This is a genomic window from Clostridioides sp. ES-W-0016-02, from assembly GCF_020641035.1.
Lineage (GTDB): Bacteria > Bacillota > Clostridia > Peptostreptococcales > Peptostreptococcaceae > Clostridioides.
Genome location: NZ_CP061361.1, coordinates 3,556,181 through 3,577,870, shown reverse-complemented (window position 1 = coordinate 3,577,870; position 21,690 = coordinate 3,556,181). Strand labels below are relative to the sequence as shown.

General features: G+C 28.8%; 22 protein-coding genes and 1 pseudogene. 22 read left to right on the top strand and 1 reads right to left on the bottom strand.

Features of this window, described 5'->3' with window-relative positions; genetic code table 11:
• Nucleotides 1–131 precede the first annotated feature (131 nt).
• The 12 genes and pseudogenes from IC758_RS16640 to IC758_RS16590 all read left to right on the top strand — a co-directional run bounded on the left by IC758_RS16640 (nt 132) and on the right by IC758_RS16590 (nt 12,783).
• Nucleotides 132–1,022: a ketose-bisphosphate aldolase gene (locus IC758_RS16640; RefSeq protein ID WP_227835140.1), complete on the top strand. Its 891-nt coding sequence runs from the start codon at nt 132–134 to the stop codon at nt 1,020–1,022.
• Nucleotides 1,023–1,046: 24 nt separating this feature from the next.
• Nucleotides 1,047–2,942, top strand: coding sequence for a fructose-specific PTS transporter subunit EIIC (locus IC758_RS16635; RefSeq protein ID WP_227433824.1), 1,896 nt, complete (start codon nt 1,047–1,049; stop codon nt 2,940–2,942).
• Nucleotides 2,943–3,162: 220 nt separating this feature from the next.
• Nucleotides 3,163–5,070, top strand: a complete 1,908-nt coding sequence (locus IC758_RS16630; protein WP_227433825.1) for a BglG family transcription antiterminator — start codon at nt 3,163–3,165, stop codon at nt 5,068–5,070.
• A complete protein-coding gene (locus tag IC758_RS16625) occupies nt 5,060–5,509 on the top strand; it encodes a PTS sugar transporter subunit IIA (RefSeq protein ID WP_227433826.1) in 450 nt (149 codons plus the stop codon). The genes IC758_RS16630 and IC758_RS16625 overlap by 11 nt, the downstream gene beginning before the upstream one ends.
• A 393-nt stretch (nt 5,510–5,902) precedes the next feature.
• Entirely contained in the window at nt 5,903–6,679 is a 777-nt protein-coding gene (locus IC758_RS16620) for a nitroreductase family protein (RefSeq protein ID WP_227860606.1), read from the top strand.
• Nucleotides 6,680–6,694: 15 nt separating this feature from the next.
• A complete protein-coding gene (locus IC758_RS16615) occupies nt 6,695–7,060 on the top strand; it encodes an ArsR/SmtB family transcription factor (protein ID WP_227433828.1) in 366 nt (121 codons plus the stop codon).
• Between the two features lie 151 nt (nt 7,061–7,211).
• Nucleotides 7,212–7,355, top strand: a pseudogene (locus IC758_RS21270) (helix-turn-helix transcriptional regulator); the annotation flags it as partial.
• Nucleotides 7,356–7,430: 75 nt separating this feature from the next.
• On the top strand, nt 7,431–7,646 hold the full coding sequence (locus tag IC758_RS21265) for an AbrB/MazE/SpoVT family DNA-binding domain-containing protein (protein WP_413926638.1): 216 nt from the start codon (nt 7,431–7,433) through the stop codon (nt 7,644–7,646).
• Nucleotides 7,647–7,677: 31 nt separating this feature from the next.
• The gene (locus tag IC758_RS16605; protein WP_227860605.1) at nt 7,678–8,865 is read left to right on the top strand and encodes a macrolide family glycosyltransferase; all 1,188 of its coding nucleotides are present in this window, start codon (nt 7,678–7,680) and stop codon (nt 8,863–8,865) included.
• Nucleotides 8,866–9,075: 210 nt separating this feature from the next.
• A complete protein-coding gene (locus IC758_RS16600) occupies nt 9,076–9,480 on the top strand; it encodes a DUF3139 domain-containing protein (protein ID WP_227433831.1) in 405 nt (134 codons plus the stop codon).
• 684 nt (nt 9,481–10,164) lie between these two features.
• Nucleotides 10,165–11,373, top strand: coding sequence for a hypothetical protein (locus IC758_RS16595; RefSeq protein WP_227860604.1), 1,209 nt, complete (start codon nt 10,165–10,167; stop codon nt 11,371–11,373).
• Between the two features lie 30 nt (nt 11,374–11,403).
• The gene (locus IC758_RS16590; protein ID WP_227860603.1) at nt 11,404–12,783 is read left to right on the top strand and encodes a M20 family metallopeptidase; all 1,380 of its coding nucleotides are present in this window, start codon (nt 11,404–11,406) and stop codon (nt 12,781–12,783) included.
• A 261-nt stretch (nt 12,784–13,044) separates the two neighbouring features.
• Here the strand turns inward: IC758_RS16590 and IC758_RS16585 are convergent, their stop codons facing one another.
• The gene (locus IC758_RS16585; protein ID WP_227860602.1) at nt 13,045–14,370 is read right to left on the bottom strand and encodes a hypothetical protein; all 1,326 of its coding nucleotides are present in this window, start codon (nt 14,368–14,370) and stop codon (nt 13,045–13,047) included.
• Between the two features lie 144 nt (nt 14,371–14,514).
• Here IC758_RS16585 and IC758_RS16580 point away from each other — a divergent pair, with 144 nt between their 5' ends.
• From IC758_RS16580 to IC758_RS16540, 10 genes are all read left to right on the top strand, one after another.
• Nucleotides 14,515–14,652 (top strand): hypothetical protein, encoded by a 138-nt coding sequence (locus IC758_RS16580; protein ID WP_227481944.1) that lies wholly within the window; start codon nt 14,515–14,517, stop codon nt 14,650–14,652.
• 62 nt (nt 14,653–14,714) lie between these two features.
• A complete protein-coding gene (locus tag IC758_RS21070; protein WP_255613126.1) occupies nt 14,715–14,846 on the top strand; it encodes a hypothetical protein in 132 nt (43 codons plus the stop codon).
• Nucleotides 14,847–14,933: 87 nt separating this feature from the next.
• Entirely contained in the window at nt 14,934–15,161 is a 228-nt protein-coding gene (locus tag IC758_RS21260; RefSeq protein ID WP_227824610.1) for a PTS transporter subunit EIIB, read from the top strand.
• 280 nt (nt 15,162–15,441) lie between these two features.
• Nucleotides 15,442–16,176 (top strand): enolase N-terminal-like fold-containing protein, encoded by a 735-nt coding sequence (locus IC758_RS16570; protein WP_227860601.1) that lies wholly within the window; start codon nt 15,442–15,444, stop codon nt 16,174–16,176.
• Nucleotides 16,177–16,180: 4 nt separating this feature from the next.
• On the top strand, nt 16,181–17,191 hold the full coding sequence (locus tag IC758_RS16565; RefSeq protein ID WP_413927692.1) for a FecCD family ABC transporter permease: 1,011 nt from the start codon (nt 16,181–16,183) through the stop codon (nt 17,189–17,191).
• 1 nt (nt 17,192) lies between these two features.
• Nucleotides 17,193–17,972 (top strand): ABC transporter ATP-binding protein, encoded by a 780-nt coding sequence (locus IC758_RS16560; RefSeq protein WP_227860600.1) that lies wholly within the window; start codon nt 17,193–17,195, stop codon nt 17,970–17,972.
• 19 nt (nt 17,973–17,991) lie between these two features.
• Complete coding sequence (locus tag IC758_RS16555; RefSeq protein ID WP_227835152.1) at nt 17,992–19,080, top strand: ABC transporter substrate-binding protein; 1,089 nt, start codon at nt 17,992–17,994, stop codon at nt 19,078–19,080.
• A 118-nt stretch (nt 19,081–19,198) separates the two neighbouring features.
• Complete coding sequence (locus IC758_RS16550; RefSeq protein WP_227433850.1) at nt 19,199–19,894, top strand: GTP-binding protein; 696 nt, start codon at nt 19,199–19,201, stop codon at nt 19,892–19,894.
• On the top strand, nt 19,884–20,939 hold the full coding sequence (locus IC758_RS16545; RefSeq protein WP_227481947.1) for an ATP-binding cassette domain-containing protein: 1,056 nt from the start codon (nt 19,884–19,886) through the stop codon (nt 20,937–20,939). The genes IC758_RS16550 and IC758_RS16545 overlap by 11 nt, the downstream gene beginning before the upstream one ends.
• Nucleotides 20,917–21,690: a Rossmann-like domain-containing protein gene (locus tag IC758_RS16540; RefSeq protein ID WP_227835153.1), complete on the top strand. Its 774-nt coding sequence runs from the start codon at nt 20,917–20,919 to the stop codon at nt 21,688–21,690. The genes IC758_RS16545 and IC758_RS16540 overlap by 23 nt, the downstream gene beginning before the upstream one ends.

The window sequence follows — 21,690 nt, the reverse complement described above, 5'->3', positions numbered from 1 at the left end:
AGTTCCTTTTTCAAAAGGAAAACTATTGTCATTTTCGAACTTTTATTATCCTGATATTATTTAAATATAACAACAACAAAATAAATCACAAACAAATCAAAACTAAAATTTAAAATATCAGGAGGTATAATATGTTAATAAATATGAAGGAAATGTTAAAAGTAGCACAAGAAAATCAATTTGCAGTACCAGCATTTAATATAGGGAGTGGGCAAATACTTAAAGCAGTAGTACAGAGTGCTAATGAAAAAAATGCACCAGTAATACTTGCAATACACCCAAATGAGTTAAGTTTCCTAGAAGATAGCTTTGTAGCTAGTTGTATAGAAGAAGCACATAAGAGTAAGGTACCTATGGTAATACACTTAGACCATGGAGCAAATAAAAGTCAAATATTAAGAGCTATAAGATGTGGATTTACATCAGTAATGATTGATGGCTCACATTTATCATATGAAGAAAATGTAGCAATATCTAGGGCAGTAGTAGAAATTGCAAAAGGATTAAATATATCTGTAGAAGGAGAACTTGGAACAATAGGAACAACTGGAACATCAGGAGAAGGTGGTTCTGATGAAATAATATATACAAATCCACAATTAGCTAGGGATTTTGTTGAAAAAACAGGTGTAGACACATTAGCCATTGCAATTGGTACAGCACATGGTATATATCCAAAAGGGTTTAAACCAGAGCTTAAATTAGATTTATTAAAAGAAATAAAAGAAGTAGTAGATATACCTTTAGTTCTTCATGGCGGATCGTCAAATCCAGATGAAGAAATAGCACAAGCAGTTAAACTAGGAGTTTGTAAAGTAAATATTTCAAGTGATGTTAAATCAGCGTATTATAAGAAGTGCAGAGAAGTATTAGAACAAAATCCAAGTTTATATGAACCAGATGCTATATATCCACAATGTATAGAAGCTGCAAGGGAAGTTATAGAGTTTAAAATGAATTTATTCAATGACATAGATAAATTAAAATGCTTTTCACCAAAAGAAGAATCAGTGATTGGATAACAAATTAAAGGGAGGGGCGAATTTATGGTAGACAAAATATTACGTAGTGATTGTATTGTATTAGATAAACAATTACAAACTAAAAAAGATGTAATTGATTATATGGCAAATCATTTGTATCATGGAAATTATATAAATGATAAAGAAAAGTTTATAATTGATATTAATAAACGTGAAAAAGAATCACCAACTAACATGGGAAATTTAATAGCTATCCCTCATGCTAAGTCAAGTACAGTAAAGCGACCTGTAATGATGTATTTAAGAACAGATAAGGATATCACGGATAATGATGGTCAAAAACTTAGGTCATTTTTTATGATAGCAGTTCCAGAGTCAGGTTTAGACGAGCATCTTAAGATTATATCTAAACTAGCTACATATTTAATGGATGAAAATCTTATTAAGAACCTACTAAGTGCAGAAACTCCATATGAAATATTAGATATATTTAATTATAAAGCTGTAGAATCAGGAGATTCAAGTAATAATCAAAATAAAGGTCTTATAGTTGGAATAACAGGATGTCCAACAGGTATAGCTCATACTTTTATGGCAAAAAAAGCGTTAGAAGAAGCAGGTCAAGAACTTGGATATGAAGTTAAAATAGAAACACATGGAGCCATAGGTGTAGAAAATAAGTTAACTAAAGAAGATATAAAAAGAGCTGAATACGTAATAATAGCTTGTGATAGAGAAGTTCAAACAAGTAGATTTATAGGAAAGAAAGTATTACAAAAGAAAGTAGCAGATGCTAAGAATGTTTCATTAGCCAAAAATTTAATTATAAATGCTGAAAATGGAATGGCTAAAGAAATTAAGCCAGGTGGGAAAACTTTAGAAGATTCAAAAGAAATACTTCAAGGGTCAGAGAAAAAAGGTATTTATAAGCACTTAATGAATGGTGTATCTGAAATGATTCCATTTGTAGTAATAGGTGGGATTGGTATAGCTATAGCATTTATGTTTGGTATATTTGCATCAGACCCAACTCATGAAACATACAATCCTATAGCTGGATTCTTTGGACAACTTGGAGGCGATTCAGCATTTAAGTTATTCATACCAATACTTGCTGGTTTTATAGCTAAATCAATTGCAGGAAGACAAGGTTTTGCTCCTGCTATGATAGCTGGTTTTATGGCAGTTATTGGAGGTTCAGGATTCCTAGGAGGTATGGTAGCAGGATTTGCAACTGGATATATAGCTTTAGGAGTAATGAAGATAACAGAAAACTTACCAGATGTATTAAAAGGGGTAAATGCTGTACTGATATGTCCACTGCTGATTGCATTCACAAGTGGAGCTATAATGTTCTTCGTAGTTAATACACCAGCATCATGGTTAAATGAAGCTTTACAGTCCTGGTTACAAAGTATGTCTGGAACTAATAAAGTATTATTAGGTGCAATATTAGCAGGAATGATGGCATCAGATATGGGAGGACCTATTAATAAAACAGCTTCTGCATTTGGATTAGCTATGTTTTCTAGTAATGTATTTGAACCATCAGCAGCATTAATGGTGGGTGGAATGGTACCTCCATTAGCAATAGCATTAGCCATGTTAATATTTAAAAATAAGTTTACTAAAGAAGAAAGAAAGTCAGCACTACCAACTGCTATAATGGGAGCATCTTTTATAACGGAAGGAGCAATACCCTTTGCAGCTGCAGATCCGTTAAGAATGATTCCAGCAAACATAATTGGTTCTTGTATAGGTGGGGCAATATGTATGAGTTTAGATATAACCTTGATGGCACCACATGGAGGAATATTTGTAATACCATTTGCATGTAGTGCACCAGTTGCGTATATAGCTTGTATATTAGCCGGTACAGTAATAACAACCTTAATTATAGGAATAACAAAGCCTACTATAAAGGGTGGAAGTGGTGAAGTTGAAGTACTTGGTGCTTAAATTATAAATAAGAGTTAAAATAAGGATATTGGAAGTAGTTAGCAACCTCTCAATATCCTTATTTTTTATTTTAAAATTATATCCTATATTATATCGATTTTGTAAAGTGTATCATAAATTCTTTTATGATACAGAAGTATTTTAGTATTTTTACATAGTTATTAAATATGCTAAAATAGTAATTAATAGAAATATCAAAAAATGGGTAGGGGGCATAAGTATGCTTGCATCAAGGCAAATTGAATTTCTTAAATTGATATTAAATGAAAATGAATATAGACCTATAAAATACTTTAAAGATAAATTAAATGTATCAGATAAAACATTACAAAAAGATTTGAAGATGATTGAGATATACTTAGAAACTTTCGGTATAAAAATTGATATAAAAAGGGGTTGCGGAATATTAATAGAAGCATCAGCAAAGAAAGATATAGACCTAATTAATAGTTTAAATATACAACCAAAGGGAAATAAGTCTTTATCAGTAGAGCAAAGAAGAATGGAAATTTTAAAATATCTATTATTAAATTCAAATAATATAACTTCAATAAATCAGTTATCGGATAAATATTATGTAAGTAAAACTTCTATAGTAAATGATTTTAAATATATAGAGGAATGGATAAAAGAATATAATTTAAAACTTAATAAAACCTTAGAGGGAACTAAAATTATAGGTAAAGAAGTAGATATAAGGAAATCGATTGCTAAGATGGTAGATGATTTATTAGATGAAAATTATGAACAGCACGATATATCTGAGTTAACCAGATTAGATTCTGCTACATTTAGTGCATTGATAAATTTATTTGATATTGATTCTATTATATTTGTAGAAACTATAATTACAGAATTAGAAGATAATTTAGGATATGTTATAAGTCAGCCCTACTATATAAATTTAATTACACATATACTTATATGCTTAAAGAGAGTTGAAGAAGGTAATCAAATAGATTTTCAGGAAGAAAAGGAAGTCTCTATATGTAATTTGGATGAGTTAGTATATCAAAAGGTCACTACACTTATAGGTAAAATAGAAAATAGATACAGAGTAAAAATAACTAAAGATGAAATTAAATATATATATATATATTTAGTATCATCTGGATTTAGTAGCGAAAGCAATAAGCGTTGCAATGATGAATCAGATATATTAAGTGATAGTGAAAAAATATCATCTATAATGATAGAGAATATGTCACAGTTTTTAAATATAAATCTTAAAGATGATGAACTACTGCAAAAAAGTCTGACATCTCATGTAAGACACATGTTAAACAGATTAAGATATGATATCCAAATAAAAAATCCATTATTAGAAGAGATACAAGAGCGATTTTCTGAGGTATTGGGGTTATGCATGATGACTATAAATATTATGACAGAGCATTATAATCTGAAGAATATTAGTATAGATGAAGTTTCGTATATTGCTACATATTTTCAAGCAGCTATAGAAAGGAATATGAGTAGTAAAAGAGTAATAGTCGTTTGTAATACAGGATATGGAACATCTCAGCTTCTTGCTGCTAGATTAAAAAGAGAATTTCCTGAATGGACTATAGTTGATATAATTCCCATGCATCAGTTGAATAAGCGAAATTTGGATGATGTAGATTTTGTAATATCTACTGTAAATTTAGATTTGAAAGAGAAATCACATATAGTTGTATCAGTACTATTAATGGAAAGTGATATTAATAATATAAAAAATGCTTTACTTAATAAACCTAGAAAAAGTATGGACTTAGATACAAACTTATTAGGAGTATATTTAAAAGATAATATATATTTTAATTTTGATGTAAGCCAGATGAGAAGTTTAATAGGTATGAATTTAAGCAGTAAGTATGAATCTATTGCATTAGGAAAAGATTTAAATATATATATATGCAATCAAAGTAAAGTAAATAAGGGAATAATGAATGTCAATAATATTAATAGAACGATTGACCTTTACTTAGAAACTAGTAATCATAGTTTTTTAAAACATATTCTGATTGAAGTATCAAATCTATATAGGCAAAAGAACTATATAAATTATATAATAGATTGCGAAAGAGAAGAGGATATTAAAATATTATTTGATAACAATGTACTGGAGAAAATAAATGGAAATTAGAGAAATATTAAGCGAAGAAAGTGTTATTTTAGACTTAAAATCAACTACAAAAGAAGGTATAATACAAGAATTAGTAGATAAATTATATGATAAAGGAAGTATAACTTCAAAAAGTAAGTTTATAAAGGCACTAAAGCATAGAGAGAAAATGGGCTCTACAAGTATAGGTTATCAAATGGCTATGCCACATGGAAAAACAAAGTATGTAAAGAAAGCATCTGTGGTAATAGGTAAATCTAGAGAAGGTGTAGATTGGCCAAGTATAGATGGCTTGCCTGTAAAATTAGTAATTATGTTTGCTATGCCACAATCTGAAGGTAAAGAAGATATAATGTTAATATCTAAAATATCTTATATTTTAGGTGGTAAAGATATAAGTGAAAGGCTTTTAAGTGCACATACCAAAAAAGAAATAGTAGGTGTATTTTATGAAGCATAGATATTGTATAAACTATAAATTCGAATTTATTTTGGAATGAAAAATGTGTTATCATCGTTACCGATTATAAACATGTGCCAAATTATTGATATGAGTTATTAGGATTAAACAAAGGAAAGTTATTAGTTGATAATAATGTAGCAGGATTCATGGAGAGATTTGCTAAAAAGGAAGAGAGAGTTTATTTTATAGTAAGAGATAAAAAAGACGAGCTTAAATTTCAAGCTTGTCTTTTTTATTATACAAAACCTATAATACTTTAAAATCTATAAAAAACTTGTGTAATAGAGGTATTAAAAATTTAATGGTAATCAAATTCTTTACCAATGAATATAAAAAACATCTTCGTGTTATAATAGTTTAAACTAATGAACGAAAGGTAGATGAATGTATATGAAATATCAACATATAATTGAAGTTAATAAAGACCTTTGTATTGGATGTGGACTTTGTAAAAATGATTGTCCAGTAAATAATATAATTATAGAAAATAAAAAATCAGTAATTAAAAAACAAGATTGTCTAATGTGTGGACACTGTGCAGCAATCTGTCCCAAAGAAGCTATTACACTTACTGGGTTTGATGAACCACCAATAGAACTTACAAATAAGCCAAACTTAGACTCAGATGAATTACTAATGGCAATTAAATCTAGAAGAAGTATCCGGAAATTTAAAGATAAAGAAGTTTCTTCAGAAATTGTAAAGCAAATTATTGAAGCAGGTAGATACACACCTAGTGCTAAAAATTCACAAGATGTATCATATATTGTTTTAGACAATAAAAAAGCAATATATGAAAAGGAAGCAGTGAGATTTTTTAGAAAAATAAAACCTATTGCAAATATTGCTGTTAAATATTCAAAGGAAGTTGAGGTTGATGATAACTTTTTCTTCAAGCATGCTCCTATTGCAATAATGATAGTAACAAAAGATAAGATTAGTGGTTCACTTGCAGCATCTAATATGGCACTAATGGCAGAATCTTATGGTCTGGGGGTTTTATTTAGTGGATATTTTTCAGATGTAGCAAATAATTCACCAAAGTTAAAAAAACTTTTAGGTCTAAAACACTGGGATCATGTACTTATGACACTAGTGATTGGCTATCCAGATGTTAAATATAGACGTACTGCACAAAAAGAACCAGCAAGTGTTAGATACTTATAAGGTATGGAGGAGTTTATGGAAAAGGAATGTCAGCAAAGAATACAAGAAATAACATCTAAATTTAAAGAATGTCGTAAAGCTATTTCTGCTATGGGAGATGAAACTAGACAGTTGATTTTAATAACACTCCTAGAAAGTGACTTCAATGGTATACGAGTAGGAGAAATTACAGAAAAAACACATCTTTCTCGTCCTGCTGTATCTCATCATCTTAAAATATTGAAAGAAGCAGAAATTGTTAATGTACGTAGAGAAGGAACTAGAAATTATTATTATCTTGATTCAAAAAAATCACAATGGAAATCACTAACAGAGCTAATAAATCTTATATTTGTTGGAATACAACATATTGGTGAAGATGATGTAAGAAAAGGTGAGTAAAGTAAATTGATTTAGCAAAAAGGGGTTGTCGCATGAATAAATTAAATTTGTTCTGTGATAGCTCTTTTTTATGTATAAAAATATATACATGAATGTTAAGATTAGTTGATAGAATTTAAGTAATAAATCTAATACTATAAACATAGGAGGTATGAAAAATATGATTAATACGAATTTGAAAAGACTAAGAAAAATTCACCAGTACACACAAGAAGAATTAGCTGAAAAACTTAATGTTTCTAGACAATCAGTAGCAAAATGGGAAAATGGAGAATCTACTCCTGATATAGATAGTTGTATTAAACTTGCAAAATTGTATAATGTCAGATTAGATGATTTAGTTAATCATTCTGAAGAAAAATCAGGGATTATAGTACCACCTACAGGAAAATTTTTCTTTGGAGCTGTCGTAGTTGGTGAACGTGGTCAGATTGTTATTCCAAAAGAAGCAAGGGATGTATTTAATATAAACTCAGGGGACAAATTATTGATACTAGGAGATGAAGAAAGAGGATTAGGAATTGTTCATCAACGTGATTTGATAAATTTTATAGGTCATATGGGGGTAATAAGTAAAGAAGAGTAATTTAAAAAAATTATAAAAGGATGGATAAAATATGGGTAAAATAGTATTTTTCAGTATTCCTGCATATGGTCACACCAATCCTACCGTTGAAGTAGTTCGTGAATTGGTAGATAGAAGGAATGAGGTATTGTATTATTCTTTTAATGAATTTAAAGATAAAATTGAAGGCGCTGGAGCAAAATTTATTTGTTGTGATAAATATCTTCCAGAATTACGTCCTGGAGATGAGAAAAAAATTGGTAAAGATTTTTCTGGGTTAATTGAGATGATAGTAGATACTACCATATCTTTAGATGAAAAAGTTTGTAGAGAACTTAAAGAATTTAATCCAGATTGTATTGTATCAGATTCACTAAGTTTTTGGGGAAAATTATTTGCACAAAAACTTAATATTCCATATATATGTTCTACAACAACTTTCGCGATTAATAAACATACAGCGAAGATGATGAAACAAAGCTTTATAGAAATTATATGTATGTTTTTTGGTATGAGACGCATTAATAAAAAAATAAAGCTTTTACGAAGAAAAGGATATGAGGTAAAAAACTTTATTTCTATAGTTTCTAATGATGATGATACGAATACTATTGTATATACATCAAAAGAATTTCAACCAATGGTAGAAACTTTTTCTAGTAAATATTCATTTGTAGGGCCATCAGTATCAAAGGTAATTATTGGACCCAAAGAGAGAAAGAAAAAGCTAATATATATTTCACTTGGTACAATTAATAATAAAAATATTAACTTTTATAAAAACTGTATAAATGCATTTGAAGATTATGAGGTTGATGTAATTATGTCTGTTGGTAGTGATACTGATATTAAAAGTTTAGGACATATACCAAATAATTTTGAAGTTAAAAATAGTGTCAAACAGACTACTGTACTTCAAGAAACTGATGTGTTTATTACTCATTGTGGGATGAATAGTGTTAATGAAAGTTTATATTATGGAGTACCTATGGTATTATTTCCACAACATTCGGAGCAGAGAATGGTAGCTAATAGAGTTACTTATTTGGGCGCAGGGCTCATGTTAAAAGAAAATAAATCAAAAGATATTAAAGATGCAGTATTTCAAGTTATGAATGATAATGAATACAAAGAAAATGCAACTAAACTATCAAAAAGTTTTTATAATGCAGGAGGTTCAAAAAAAGCAGCAGATGTGATATTACAGTTTATATGTGATAGTAGAGCAATTAAAATATAGTAAATTGGTTAAAATGGACAATACATACCACTTAATCAAAATACTGACAGTGGGGTCACTTAACCTACCAGTTGGGGCATATATATTGATACTAAATATGAGAGATGTTATATTTTAATAAAAAAATATAACATCTCTTTTTTAGTATATTATATCAAGTTTTTAACATTAGAACTGAAAAAAATTTAGATTGAAGTAGGGAGGATTAATATGAAAAAGTATAAAGTTATTTTAGGAGTATTAATTATAAGTATTATAAGTGTAACAGGGTTTGTTGTGTATAAAAACTACATTAAACCATGGAAGGAGGCTGAAATATATATTAACAAATATATGGTAAAGCAAGATATTTCAAAAGATAATATAAAGAGTATTACAAGAGAAAAAGCAAAGAAAGCAAGCTACAAAGGAATACTATATAGAGTATATTACAAAGATGACCCTCAATATGAATATCAATATTTTTATAGTGATGATTATTATGCTCTATATGTAAATAAAGTAATGTTACAAATTTATGATATGGAAAATAATAATAAACTTTTAAAAAGCAATGAAGAATTAAAAGGTGTAAAGCATCCACCAATTTATCTTAAAGGCATGTTGGATAAATAGCTCATGATAAAATAGGAGTATTTTTATTGAAAAATAGATACATAACATTATATTCAATCTTAAAAAAGTATATTGTATAAAAAGTAATATATAGTAGGAATCTTCTAGAATAACTTCTGAATGATAATCATTTAAGTATAAAGTACATGGTGATATAAGAAGATTAAGAATAATTCTAAAACTATAAACTTGTAATTTATTGTCAGAATATATTGACAAAAGTAAAGTTTGAAATTATAATTTATATCAAGAATAGTTTGACAAAATAAAAACTAGTGACCTTATTTTAGTAAATTTATTTTTTTTTACTAATTTAAGAATAATTTAGGACTACTATAGACATATAGTTTATCATTTATTTAATATGACAAATAATTGTTATTGCTAGGAATACGATTTCTAAAGTCGCTAGATATAGTCTAACTTAAAGAGGGGAGGCATTAGCAAATACAAGTTTGCACCTAAAGAAGACTTAAAAGAAATAGTTAAAATAAGGTATCTCTTAACAATATTAATGGATATGTTATTAATTTATATTAGGTATTTTAGGAATAATTTGAGACGTATAAAATATCATCAAAAAATATCAAATTGTGCTATATGTAGTTGAGAATAACTACAGAATACACACTTTATAATTATTGTTTTATTGATAAAAATTATTATATTTAGGAGGAAACAACAATGGAAAATTTTTGGAATCCGCTTACTTGCTTTACTGTATGTGTAATGATTTATGCTTTTAGTGAGTTTTTATCTAAGAAAACAAAAGGTACAATTTCAACATTGCTATTTGTATGTATTATATTTTTATTAGGCTTTTGGACAAATATTCTTCCAAAAGACGTTACAGGAGCATCAGGGATATTAGCTGCAATGAGTAACTTTGGTATAGCATTGTTAATAACCAACTTGGGAACGCTTATAAACCTTGAGGATTTATGCCATGAATGGAAAACAGTTGTAATTGCATTAGTAGGTATTGTAGGCATAGCGGTTGGTTGTTTCACAGTTGGTAGTATGTTATTTGGTAGAGAGTATGCTTTAATAGCAGCACCTCCAATAGCAGGTTCTACTGTTGCTGGTATTATTGTAACAACGGTTGCAGAAGCAGCAAATAGACCTGAACTTGCAGCATTTGTAATCCTAGTATTGTCATTTCAAAAATTCTTTGGTATTCCTATAACAACATATTGCATAAATAAAGAATTAAAATTTAAAAGAGATAGGGGAGATTTCTTAAAGGATGTATCAAAGAGTAATTTTAAGCTTCCAAGTATGAGAATTTTTAAAGAAGAATCAAATAAGAAATCCTCCAATCTAGTATATCTTGCAAAACTTTCATTTGTTGCTATGATTGGGAACTTTGTAGGATTAGCTACTCTAATACCAGAATTTACTCCAGCAAATTATTATTTAAATCCAAATATAGCATGCTTGTTAGTAGGTTTAATTTTTACACGAATAGGATTTTTAGAAAAGGGAATTTTAGATAAATCTCAATCTAATGGAATTATAATGTTTGGATGTATGTTAATGTTACCTGGAGGACTTGCTAAGGTAACTCCAACAGCATTATTTGCAATGATTGTTCCAACTATAGGAATTCTAGTTGTAGGAGCTGTATTCATAATACTATTTACTGCAATTGTAGGAAAGTTATTAGGATACTCTCCAAGAATGTCAGCAGCAATTGGTGTAACTTGTATGCTTGCTTATCCAGCAACACAGATAATTTCTAATGAAGGTATTGATGCTATGGAAGGAACTGTAGAAGAGAAGCAAAGGGCAACAGATTATTTATTACCAAAAATGATTATAGGGGGATTTGTTACTGTAACTATTGCTTCAGTGGCATTTGCTAGTATAATAGGTCCACTTATATTTGGTTAATGTAAAATAGATTTATGGGAGGTAAAGTTAATGATAGGAAATATTTCTATAAATGAGATAGATGAAAAAAGACTCAAACTTGATGATTTAAGTAAGAAAATATGGAAAAATCCAGAGAAAGCATTTAAAGAATTCAAAGCATGTGAAAATACAGCAAATTTTCTAAGAAGTGAAGGATTTGATGTAGAAATAGGAGTAGGAGGTTTAGATACAGCTATTAAGGCTAGTTTTGGCTCAGGAAAACCAGTTATAGGTTTTATGGGAGAGTTTGATGCGCTACCTGGTTTAAACCAAAAAGTTTCAACAAAGCAAGAAGCATTTGAATTGGGAGGTTATGGTCATGGATGTGGACATAACTTATTATGTACTGCACATGTAGGAGCAGTAGTAGGACTTAAAAGAGAAATGATAGAAAACCATTTAAGTGGAACTATAGTATTTTATGCATGTCCAGGAGAAGAACAATTAACAGGTAAAGGATTTATGGCTAGAGGTGGCGCATTTGAAGGATTAGACTTAGCTATAAATTTTCATCCAAATAAGATTAGTGAAGCTACAATTGGTATATCAACAGCTGTTAACTCTGTAAAATTTCATTTTAAAGGAAAAACTGCACATGCTGGTTCAGACCCTGAAAATGGAAGAAGTGCTTTAGATGCTGTGGAACTTACTAACGTAGGAGCTAATTATTTGAGAGAACATGTTACTTCTGATGTAAGAATTCATTATACCATTACAGATGGAGGAGTAGCACCTAACATAGTTCCTGATAAAGCATCAGTATGGTATTATACAAGAGCTTTAAGTAGGGAAGCTGTAGAAAATACATATGAAAGACTTATAAAAGTAGCAAAAGGAGCTGCAATGATGACTGAGACTGAGGTTGAAGTAGAGTTTTTAGGAGGATGTTATAATACTCTAAATAATCATGTCTTAGCAAATCTTGTGTCAGAATGTATGGATAATATTAAACAAGAGCCTTGGACTCAAGATGAATTGGATTTTGCAGCTGAATTAGATAGACAAAGCCCACAACAATATAAGGCTATGATAAATAAATATAATTTACCAGAAGGAACTCATCTATATTATGGTGGAGGAAATGTTACGAACTTTAATAGCTATGGTTCTACTGATATTGGAGATGTAATGCATATAGTTCCTACAGCCTACTTTTTTACAGGATGTACAAACTTAGGGGCACCTGGGCATAGTTGGCAGTTTACATCTTGTGCAGGAAGTTCTATTGGAGAAAAAGGTATGATATATGCGGCAAAAATTATGGCTATGTTTGGAGCTAAGATACTGAATAATCCAGATATAGCTAAAAAGGCAAAAGAAGAATTCGATAAATCTATGAATGGAAAAACATATAAGTGTCCTATTCCAGATGATATTCCAACTCCTTAAATGAGATATAAAGTTTAAAATATAAGATTACAATTTTTATGCCAGCATTTTTTAATTATCAAAAGAACACGAAATTTTACTGTTTATTTGCTCATTGCGAAGTGAAATGGCTAGAAAATAATTTTAATAGGGAATAACATAAATTATTAATAAATATCACAAAAGGTATATCTTAAAAACCAAATATGGGATATACCTTTTAGAAAACCATATAACTTTATTTACTATTCAATGATAAAATATTTTTATGTACTCTAGATTTTAATGTTTGTTTTCTGATATAAATAATTTGTATACCCTCTCAGGTCTACCTTTTGTTGAGTTTTGTTTTTCGTATAATATAGTAGCATTTCCAGACTTTAGTAGACTACTTAAAAATCTATTGGCAGTTCTTACTGTTACATTTAAACAAGAAGATAATTCCTTAGGAGTAACTTCATCTTTTTGTAGAATTTCAATAACGGATATAATCTTTTGAATAGTAAGAGTAGACAATTTGGAATTTTTAGCAATTGTATTTATGTGTGGAGTTACTTTATTTGAAACAGTAAGTAATTTATCACATAGTAAAGGGCCTATTGTCTCAGAACTTTCATTAACTAAGAAACTGTAGTTTAAAGGATTTATTTTAGATTCCTTATTAGCATTTATAGCATTAGACATGGCTTGTTTTATATTATTACCAATTCCATACCCAACACATACTTTAAGGTTTATACTATTTTCAATAGATTCTTTTATATAACATGTAGTGAAATTTTTAGTTAATGATTTAATGGTCTCACATTTAGTAAAAATCTTAAAAGAGCTAGTATCCTTTTCAATTATAAAATCAGTTAATTTATCTTTTTTTAGATTGTTTAATATTTTATAAATTTGGTCTATAGTATAATCATAATGGTTCATATCTTTAACTGTTATATATATTACACCAGGTTGGTTTACCTTCATTCTATGCAGATGAATGTCCTTTATTAATTCATTAAAAGTACTTTTCAATAAATTTATGTCAGGATATATGAAGTGAAAATTTACTCCTGCATCTTGTAACATAGGGACAATACTACTAAAACGAGTAGTAGAAAAATCAATTTTCCCTTCATTCCATAACTTAATATGTTTTTTTTCAATATTTTTTTCAAGCTCTGCTATATCAGATAAACTCATCTTAGAGGCATTTTCATTAATACTACACATTAAATCTCCAAATGTACCATTTGATAGATAATATGATATGTCTTTTGGATTATCTGCCCAATCCATTAGGTCAAAGTATGCTCTAGAAAAATCTAATGTATTGTATTTAAAAATAAGTTTTAGAAACATATCGTAATAACTTTGTAAATCAGTACCAAAATCAACTAAAGGTTTTTTTATAGTACCAACTTTTTTTGTAATAGCTTCCTTAGGTATAGGTCCACTGACTGCGAATCCATCAAACTTATCTTCGATTTCTAGATATAAATCTCCAACATGAGAAAAGTTTTTATAAATATATATTTCAATTTCTGCATTAATATTTAATTTTTTTATAGAATTCGCTACAAATTCTTTTAAAAATTCAGTTGTTATGATTGCTATTTTCATAGATTACTTCCTTTTCAATTATTATAGTTATTTATATAACTTTTACTTTTTCTATTCATGGCAAAACTATATTTCTTTGTACTATTATATATAATAATATCATGCTCAAATATTTATTGTCTAACTAATTATAATCTATACAAGATGAAGGATAAATTACAAGTACTTTCTGAATCAATGATGATTCCTATTATATTACTTGTTCTAGCAGGGATATTTATAGAATTAGGGTTAGCTTTTGCAAATATGGAAAATGTTTCTGATTTAAGGCTTGTGGATTAATACATGAAGACTTATTTATAAATATATTCATTAAAGTAATAAATGATTTAGGATTTATTGTAATGAGATACTTACCAATATTCTTTATAGTTACTTATGTAATATTCACATGTGCAATTAAGAAGTTTGATATAAAGACACCAGGAAGAAGCTCAGAAGAAGTTAAGCTTTACAGTAAGAAAGAGTATAGATAAAGACAAGATGTAGATAATTTTAAAGCAGTAAATAATTGTGCAGTAGAAGATACAGTAGAAGACAAAGATACAGAACTTGTACATTCTATAATAGAAGGTTTAGCAGGAAGTGACAATATAAAAAGTATTACGAACTGTGCAACTAGGTCTAGAGTAGAGCTAAACCCAATAGATGGATTCTATGAGGATGGTTTTTGGGTAAATGAGCTAGGTGCAAGTGGAGTTGTTAGGAAGAAAAATTCAGTTCAAGTTATATTTGGGCCAAGAGTTATTACAATAGCATCTAAAATTAAAGTTGTGTTAGGTGTAGATTGATGAGTATAAAGCCATGTAAATTAGATTAGTTTGCATGGCTTTTTTAGTTGCAAGAGTATTATAGTTATTTTGAATCTATGGAAAACTTGTGCATAATAGCCACATCTACTAAATAAACTTATGATTTCAAAATAGAACGGTTAAATTAAAAAATAATGAAGTGTAATACAATTAAACATGGTAAAACATAATGAAACATAACTAAAAATACAGAAAAATATAAAAAAATATAGCTAAATATAATAAAACATAATATAATTACTTTGAAGGGGGTGACAAAATGTGGGAGTTTTATAATAATTTAATAGATAAAATACCAGAAAACATAAGAGTAAAAGATTTTATTATAGGCTCAGAGTTTGCTATGGTAATAACAGATTATGGAGCAGGTATTAGTCATTTATTATCTGATAAAAGATTTCCTTTTGAAAACGATATAAAAATAAATATGTCTTTAAAAGATTTATGCAAGTCAATTAAATCTTGGAATTTTATAGAAGCTAGTTTAGGATTAGCAGCAATAAATTCTTATTATAATCAGAATATTTGCAATAAAACATTAAACCTAGAGAAAATTAATCATCATTTCATTTCCATGATTGATGATTCATCAAAAAAAATAGCAGTAGTAGAGGGAAATCTTCAAAATAAAAATAAAATTAAATTTAGATATGATGTGGATTTTTTCAATAGAAAAATAGTAGAAGAGGATTACAACATATCAGCATATGGATATTTAGTAGAAAACTATGATAGTACATATTTAGGTGGAGACTTAATTATTAATAAACATTTAATAAAAATAGCAAATGATTCACTTAATAAAGAAAGCATAATTTGTGATATATCGACACCTATATCTTCAGATTTCAAAAAATTAGGCATAAAAAATATAGGTGGATTTGTTGTAGATGATATAGATAAATGTTTTAATTTAGTAAAAATAAGTGCACCTTATGAGGATATTGAAAAGACAGGTAACATAATGAAAATAGTAGAGACAAAAGGGGATTAAATAAGTGAATAAGAGTGCAAAAAGTAATAAATTAATTATGTTTTGTTTAGTTATAATATTGATTGCATTGATATTAGTATCATTAGCACTTGGAAAATATCCAGTAGAACCACATCAAGTATTTGGAATTTTAGTTTCGAAAATATGTAATATAGATAAGTTTTGGACAGATAGCATGGAAACTATATTTTTAAATGTTAGATTACCAAGAATAGTACTTGCATGTTTAGTAGGTGGGGCATTGGCAGCTGCAGGAGCATCATATCAATATATTTTTTTAAATCCTATGGCATCACCAGATATACTAGGGGCATCATCAGGAGCAGCATTTGGAGCTGCTTTAGCATTATTTCTTTATAAAAGTGGTAGAGAGGTTACGGTTAGTGCATTCATCTTTAGTTTAATTACTGTAATTTTAGTCTATTTTATAAGTGAAAGAACAAAGGGAAGTAAAGTGTTAGGCTTAATTTTATCTGGTATTATGGTAAGTTCATTATTTTCTTCAGGTACATCTTTTATAAAACTTGTAGCAGACCCTAATGACCAGTTACCTGCAATTACATATTGGTTAATGGGAAGTTTATCAGGAGTTAAAATATCTGACATAAAATTTGCAATTATTCCTATGTTAATAGGTATAGTACCTCTAATACTTATTAGCTGGCAAATAAACATATTGACTGTAGGAGAAGATGAGGCAAGAACGATGGGGATAAATACAAAGCGTATAAGATTTATTACTATTATATGTGCTACACTTTTAACTTCTGCAAGTGTTGCTGTAAGTGGAATGATAGGTTGGGTTGGTCTTGTAATACCACATTTATCTAGAAGATTAGTTGGAAATAATTTTGTTTATTTATTGCCAACATCAGCTATGTTTGGAGCATCGTTTTTGTTGTTAGTTGATAATGTATCTAGAAATTTATGGACTAGTGAGATACCTATAGGTATATTAACATCGTTTATTGGTGTACCATTTTTCATATATCTGATTACGAAAAGAGGGGATTAATATGATTTTAGAAGTTAAAGATCTCAGTTATTTTTATAAAAATCAAAATGTACTTAATCAAATATCCTTTAATGTTGAAGGTAGTCAGTTACTATGTATATTAGGACCTAATGGTGCAGGGAAAAGTACTATGTTTAAGTGTATACTTCAGTTATTAAAAGGATATAAAGGTGAAATATTATTGGATGGAAAAAACTTGAAGGATTACAAAATTAAGAATCTAGCAAGAAAAATAGCTTATATCCCTCAGTCTCATAATCCTGTATTTAGTTATTCTGCTGTTGAAATGGTATTGATGGGAACAACATCACAAATTTCACCTATGTCTAAACCTACTAAAAAACAAATGGAAATAGTTGAAGAATCTTTAGACAAAATAGGAATTTCCTATTTAAAAGATAGGAATTTTATAAATTTAAGTGGAGGAGAAAGACAATTAGTACTTATTGCAAGAGCTTTAGCTCAAAATGCAAAGATACTTATTATGGACGAGCCAACCTCTGATTTAGATTATGGTAATCAAATTAGAGTATTAAATACAGTAAAAGAATTAACAAGGGATGGATATATAATAATTCAGTCAACACATAATCCAGACCAAGCCTTTTTGTATGCAGACAAGGTTTTAGCTTTATACAATCATGAAATATTAGCTTTTGGTGTGCCTAAGTACATAATTAATTCTGGCCTAATTAAAAAATTATATAACATAGATGTAGAATTAAACAGCTTATATGATGATAAAATTAGAGTCTGCATACCAAAAAGTGTAACTATATAATTTACTTAAGGGGGATAAAATGAAAAAGAAATTATTATCATTGTTATTGGTACTAACTTTAGTAATAACATCTTTAGTTGGATGTACATCGTCAAATGGTGATGCTAAAGAAAAAAAAGAGGATAAAAATGCATCTAAAACAATAATGTTTACTGATTCAGTAGGTAGAAAAGTTGAGATTCCAGCAAATATTGAAAAAATAGCACCTTCAGGAAGTTTAGCACAAATCGTACTATTTTCAGTAGCACCAGATAAGCTAGTTGGACTATCAGGAGATTGGACAGAGGATTCAAAAGACTATGTGGATAAAAAGTATACTAGTCTTCCTGTTTTTGGTCAATTTTATGGTAAGGGAGATTTAAATATGGAAGCCCTTGCAGCAGCAGAACCACAAGTAATTATCGATATAGGTGAGAAGAAAGGTAGCATGAAAGAAGATTTAGATTCTATACAAGAACAAACAGGTATACCAACTATATTTATAGAAGCTACAACTGCTAATATGTCAGAATGTTACACTAAGCTAGGAGAAATCTTAAATGTAGAAGATAATGCAAAAGTATTAGCTGATTACTGTAAAACTACTTATGATACAACTGTAGAAACGATGAAGAAAATAGGTGATAAGAATAAAGTAAACCTTGCTTATTGCGTAGGAGACACAGGAACAAATATAATCGCAGAAGGGTCTTTCCACTCTGAGATTATTAATATACTTGCAAATAATGTTGCAAAGCTCAATGACCCATCAAGTAAAGGCAATGGAAATGAAGTATCGTTAGAACAATTATATTTATGGAATCCAGATGTAATAGTGTTTGCACCACAGAGTATATATAGTAAAGTAGGAAGTCAAGCTGAATGGCAAAAAATAAGTGCTATATCTAGTGGTAAATACTATGAAGCACCAAGTACGCCATATAATTGGATGGGATTCCCTCCATCTGTAAATAGATATATGGGTATGATTTGGCTATCTGAAATACTTTATCCAGAGCATTTTAATTATGATTTAAAAGAAAAAACAAAAGAATTTTATAAGTTATTTTATCATGTTGATTTAAGTGATGAACAATATAGCAAATTAACTAAAAACGCTATTAAATAATATATAGATATAAAGTTACTAAATAATGTGTAGGCATAAAGTTATTAAATAATATATAGACATAAATTAAAAGAAAGTAGGATTTTACCTACTTTCTTTCGTAAAAAGGGGAATTGATATGAAACTAATTACAGTAGCAGGGCCACCATCATCCGGAAAAACATCTGTTATTCTTCATCTAATTAAAGCTATGGAGGCAGAAGAAAATAAGGTTGGAGTAGTAAAGTTTGACTGTCTTACATCTTTTGACCAGATTAGATATGAAGAGAATAATATACCTGTTCAAATTGGACTATCTGGTAAAATTTGTCCAGACCATTTTTTTATAAGTAATATTGAAGATGCACTTTATTGGTCTAAAAAATTAAACTTAGATATTTTAATTACTGAAAGTGCAGGGCTTTGTAATCGTTGCTCACCCTATATAAAAACTATACCAGCAGTTTGTGTAATAGATAATTTATCAGGGATAAATACACCTAGAAAAATAGGACCAATGCTAAAATATGCTGATATTGTTGTAATTACAAAAGGAGACATAGTATCACAAGCAGAAAGGGAGGTATTTTCCTTTAATGTACGTCAAGTAAACTCAAAAGCTAAGATAATATTTATAAATGGAATCACAGGACAAGGAGTATTTTTACTTAAGAAATATTTAAGTGATATAAAAGAAATAACCACGCTTAGGGAAAAACAATTACGTTTTACAACACCAGCATCAGTGTGTTCTTACTGTACTGGAGAGACTAGAATTGGAGAATCTTATCAAATGGGAATGATAAAGAAAATGGAGTTTGACTATGAAATATGATAATTATGAAAATTTACTAAACATGTCTATAAAAGAGATAAAAGAAAACTACTCTATGGCCTTTGATTTTTTCTTAAATTACAATCTAAGTAATGTAGATGATTCAATTACTTTTAATAATCTAATAGAATCTTTAGATGAGGAATTTTATATAACTTTTGGGATAGAAAAAGAAGAATTATACATTAAATTGGTGGAGTTTTTAAAAGAATTTGGCCAAGATGAAAAGAGTTTAAATATAGAAAGCATTACTATTAATGGTGGGTACAATAAGCTAAAAGAAAAAGAAGCTATCTCATTGAAAATAAAGGCTGGAGAAATTATAAGTATTGTTGGACCTACAGGTTCAGGAAAAAGTAGACTGTTAGAGGATATTGAATGTTTAGCCCAGAGAGACACTCCTACTAACAGACAAATATTAATAAATGAAAGTATTCCAAGTGATGAAACTCGTTTTGTTATGGATGGAAAGCTAGTAGCTCAACTTTCACAAAATATGAATTTTGTAATGGATTTAACAGTAGAAGAATTTTTACAAATGCACTCTAAAAGTCGTTTTTGTAAAAATCAAGATGACATAGTAAAAAAATGCTTTTATTGTGCTAATAAACTAGCTGGAGAAAAATTTGAATTAACCACAAAGATAACCCAATTATCAGGAGGTCAATCAAGAGCTCTTATGATATCGGATACTGCATATATGAGTTCTTCACCAATAGTTTTAATTGATGAAATTGAAAATGCAGGTATAGATAGAAAGGAAGCTCTAAGACTATTATCTAAAAAGGAAAAAATAATTTTGATTTCAACACATGACCCTATATTAGCTTTAAACGCTAATAAAAGAATAGTTATTAAAAATGGTGGAATTTCAAAGGTAATATCTACAACAGATGAAGAAATAGAAAGTATTAAATACATAGAAAGCTTAGATAATATTTTACTAGATATTAGGCACAAGGTTAGAAAAGGTGAAGTCTTAAATAGAAAAGAAATAGAGAGTATTGTACAGGAGGAGGTAAATGACTTTGTGGGAACTTTATGATGATTTAATAGAAGGAATTCCTAAGGAGATAATAGTTGAAGATATAGCTGTTGGGCAACATAATATTTTAGTAAGAAGTAGTGTAGGTAGTGGTATAGGTTTTGTATATAGTGAAGATGGGCGTCCTCCAGAGTTTGTAAAATCTTTTAAAGGAAAATCTTTATATGAAATAGCTGGATGTATTAAGTCTTGGAATATCACAGAATCAGGAATTGGCTTGGCTGCAATAAATTCTTATTATAATTCTGTAAAAGTTTCAAAAGAAAATAATATAAAGTTAAATGAAAACAATTTTATAGAAGATAGAATTAATGACCCTTTTATTTCATACCAGAATATGATAAGGGGAAAAAAGGTAGCGGTTATAGGTCATTTTCACTATTTAGAACAACTATTTGCACCTGTTTGTGATTTATCCATAATAGAAAGTGAAGATATATATGGTGATTATCCAGAGACTTCAGCACCATATATCTTACCTGAACAGGACTTTGTAGTTATATCTTGTTACACATTAAGTACAAAAACTTTTCCTTGGTATTTAGAATTAAGCAAAAATGCTTATGTGGTATTGGTAGGTCCAGCAACTCCAATGGCACCTATATTATTTAAGTATGGAGTAAATGATTTATCAGGATTTGTAATTAAAGAACATGATAAAGTAATGAGCATAATAAGTGGAAATGAGAGAAACAGTATGTTTTACAGTACAGGTCAGAAAGTAAATTTAAAAGACGGTGGGGAAATTTAA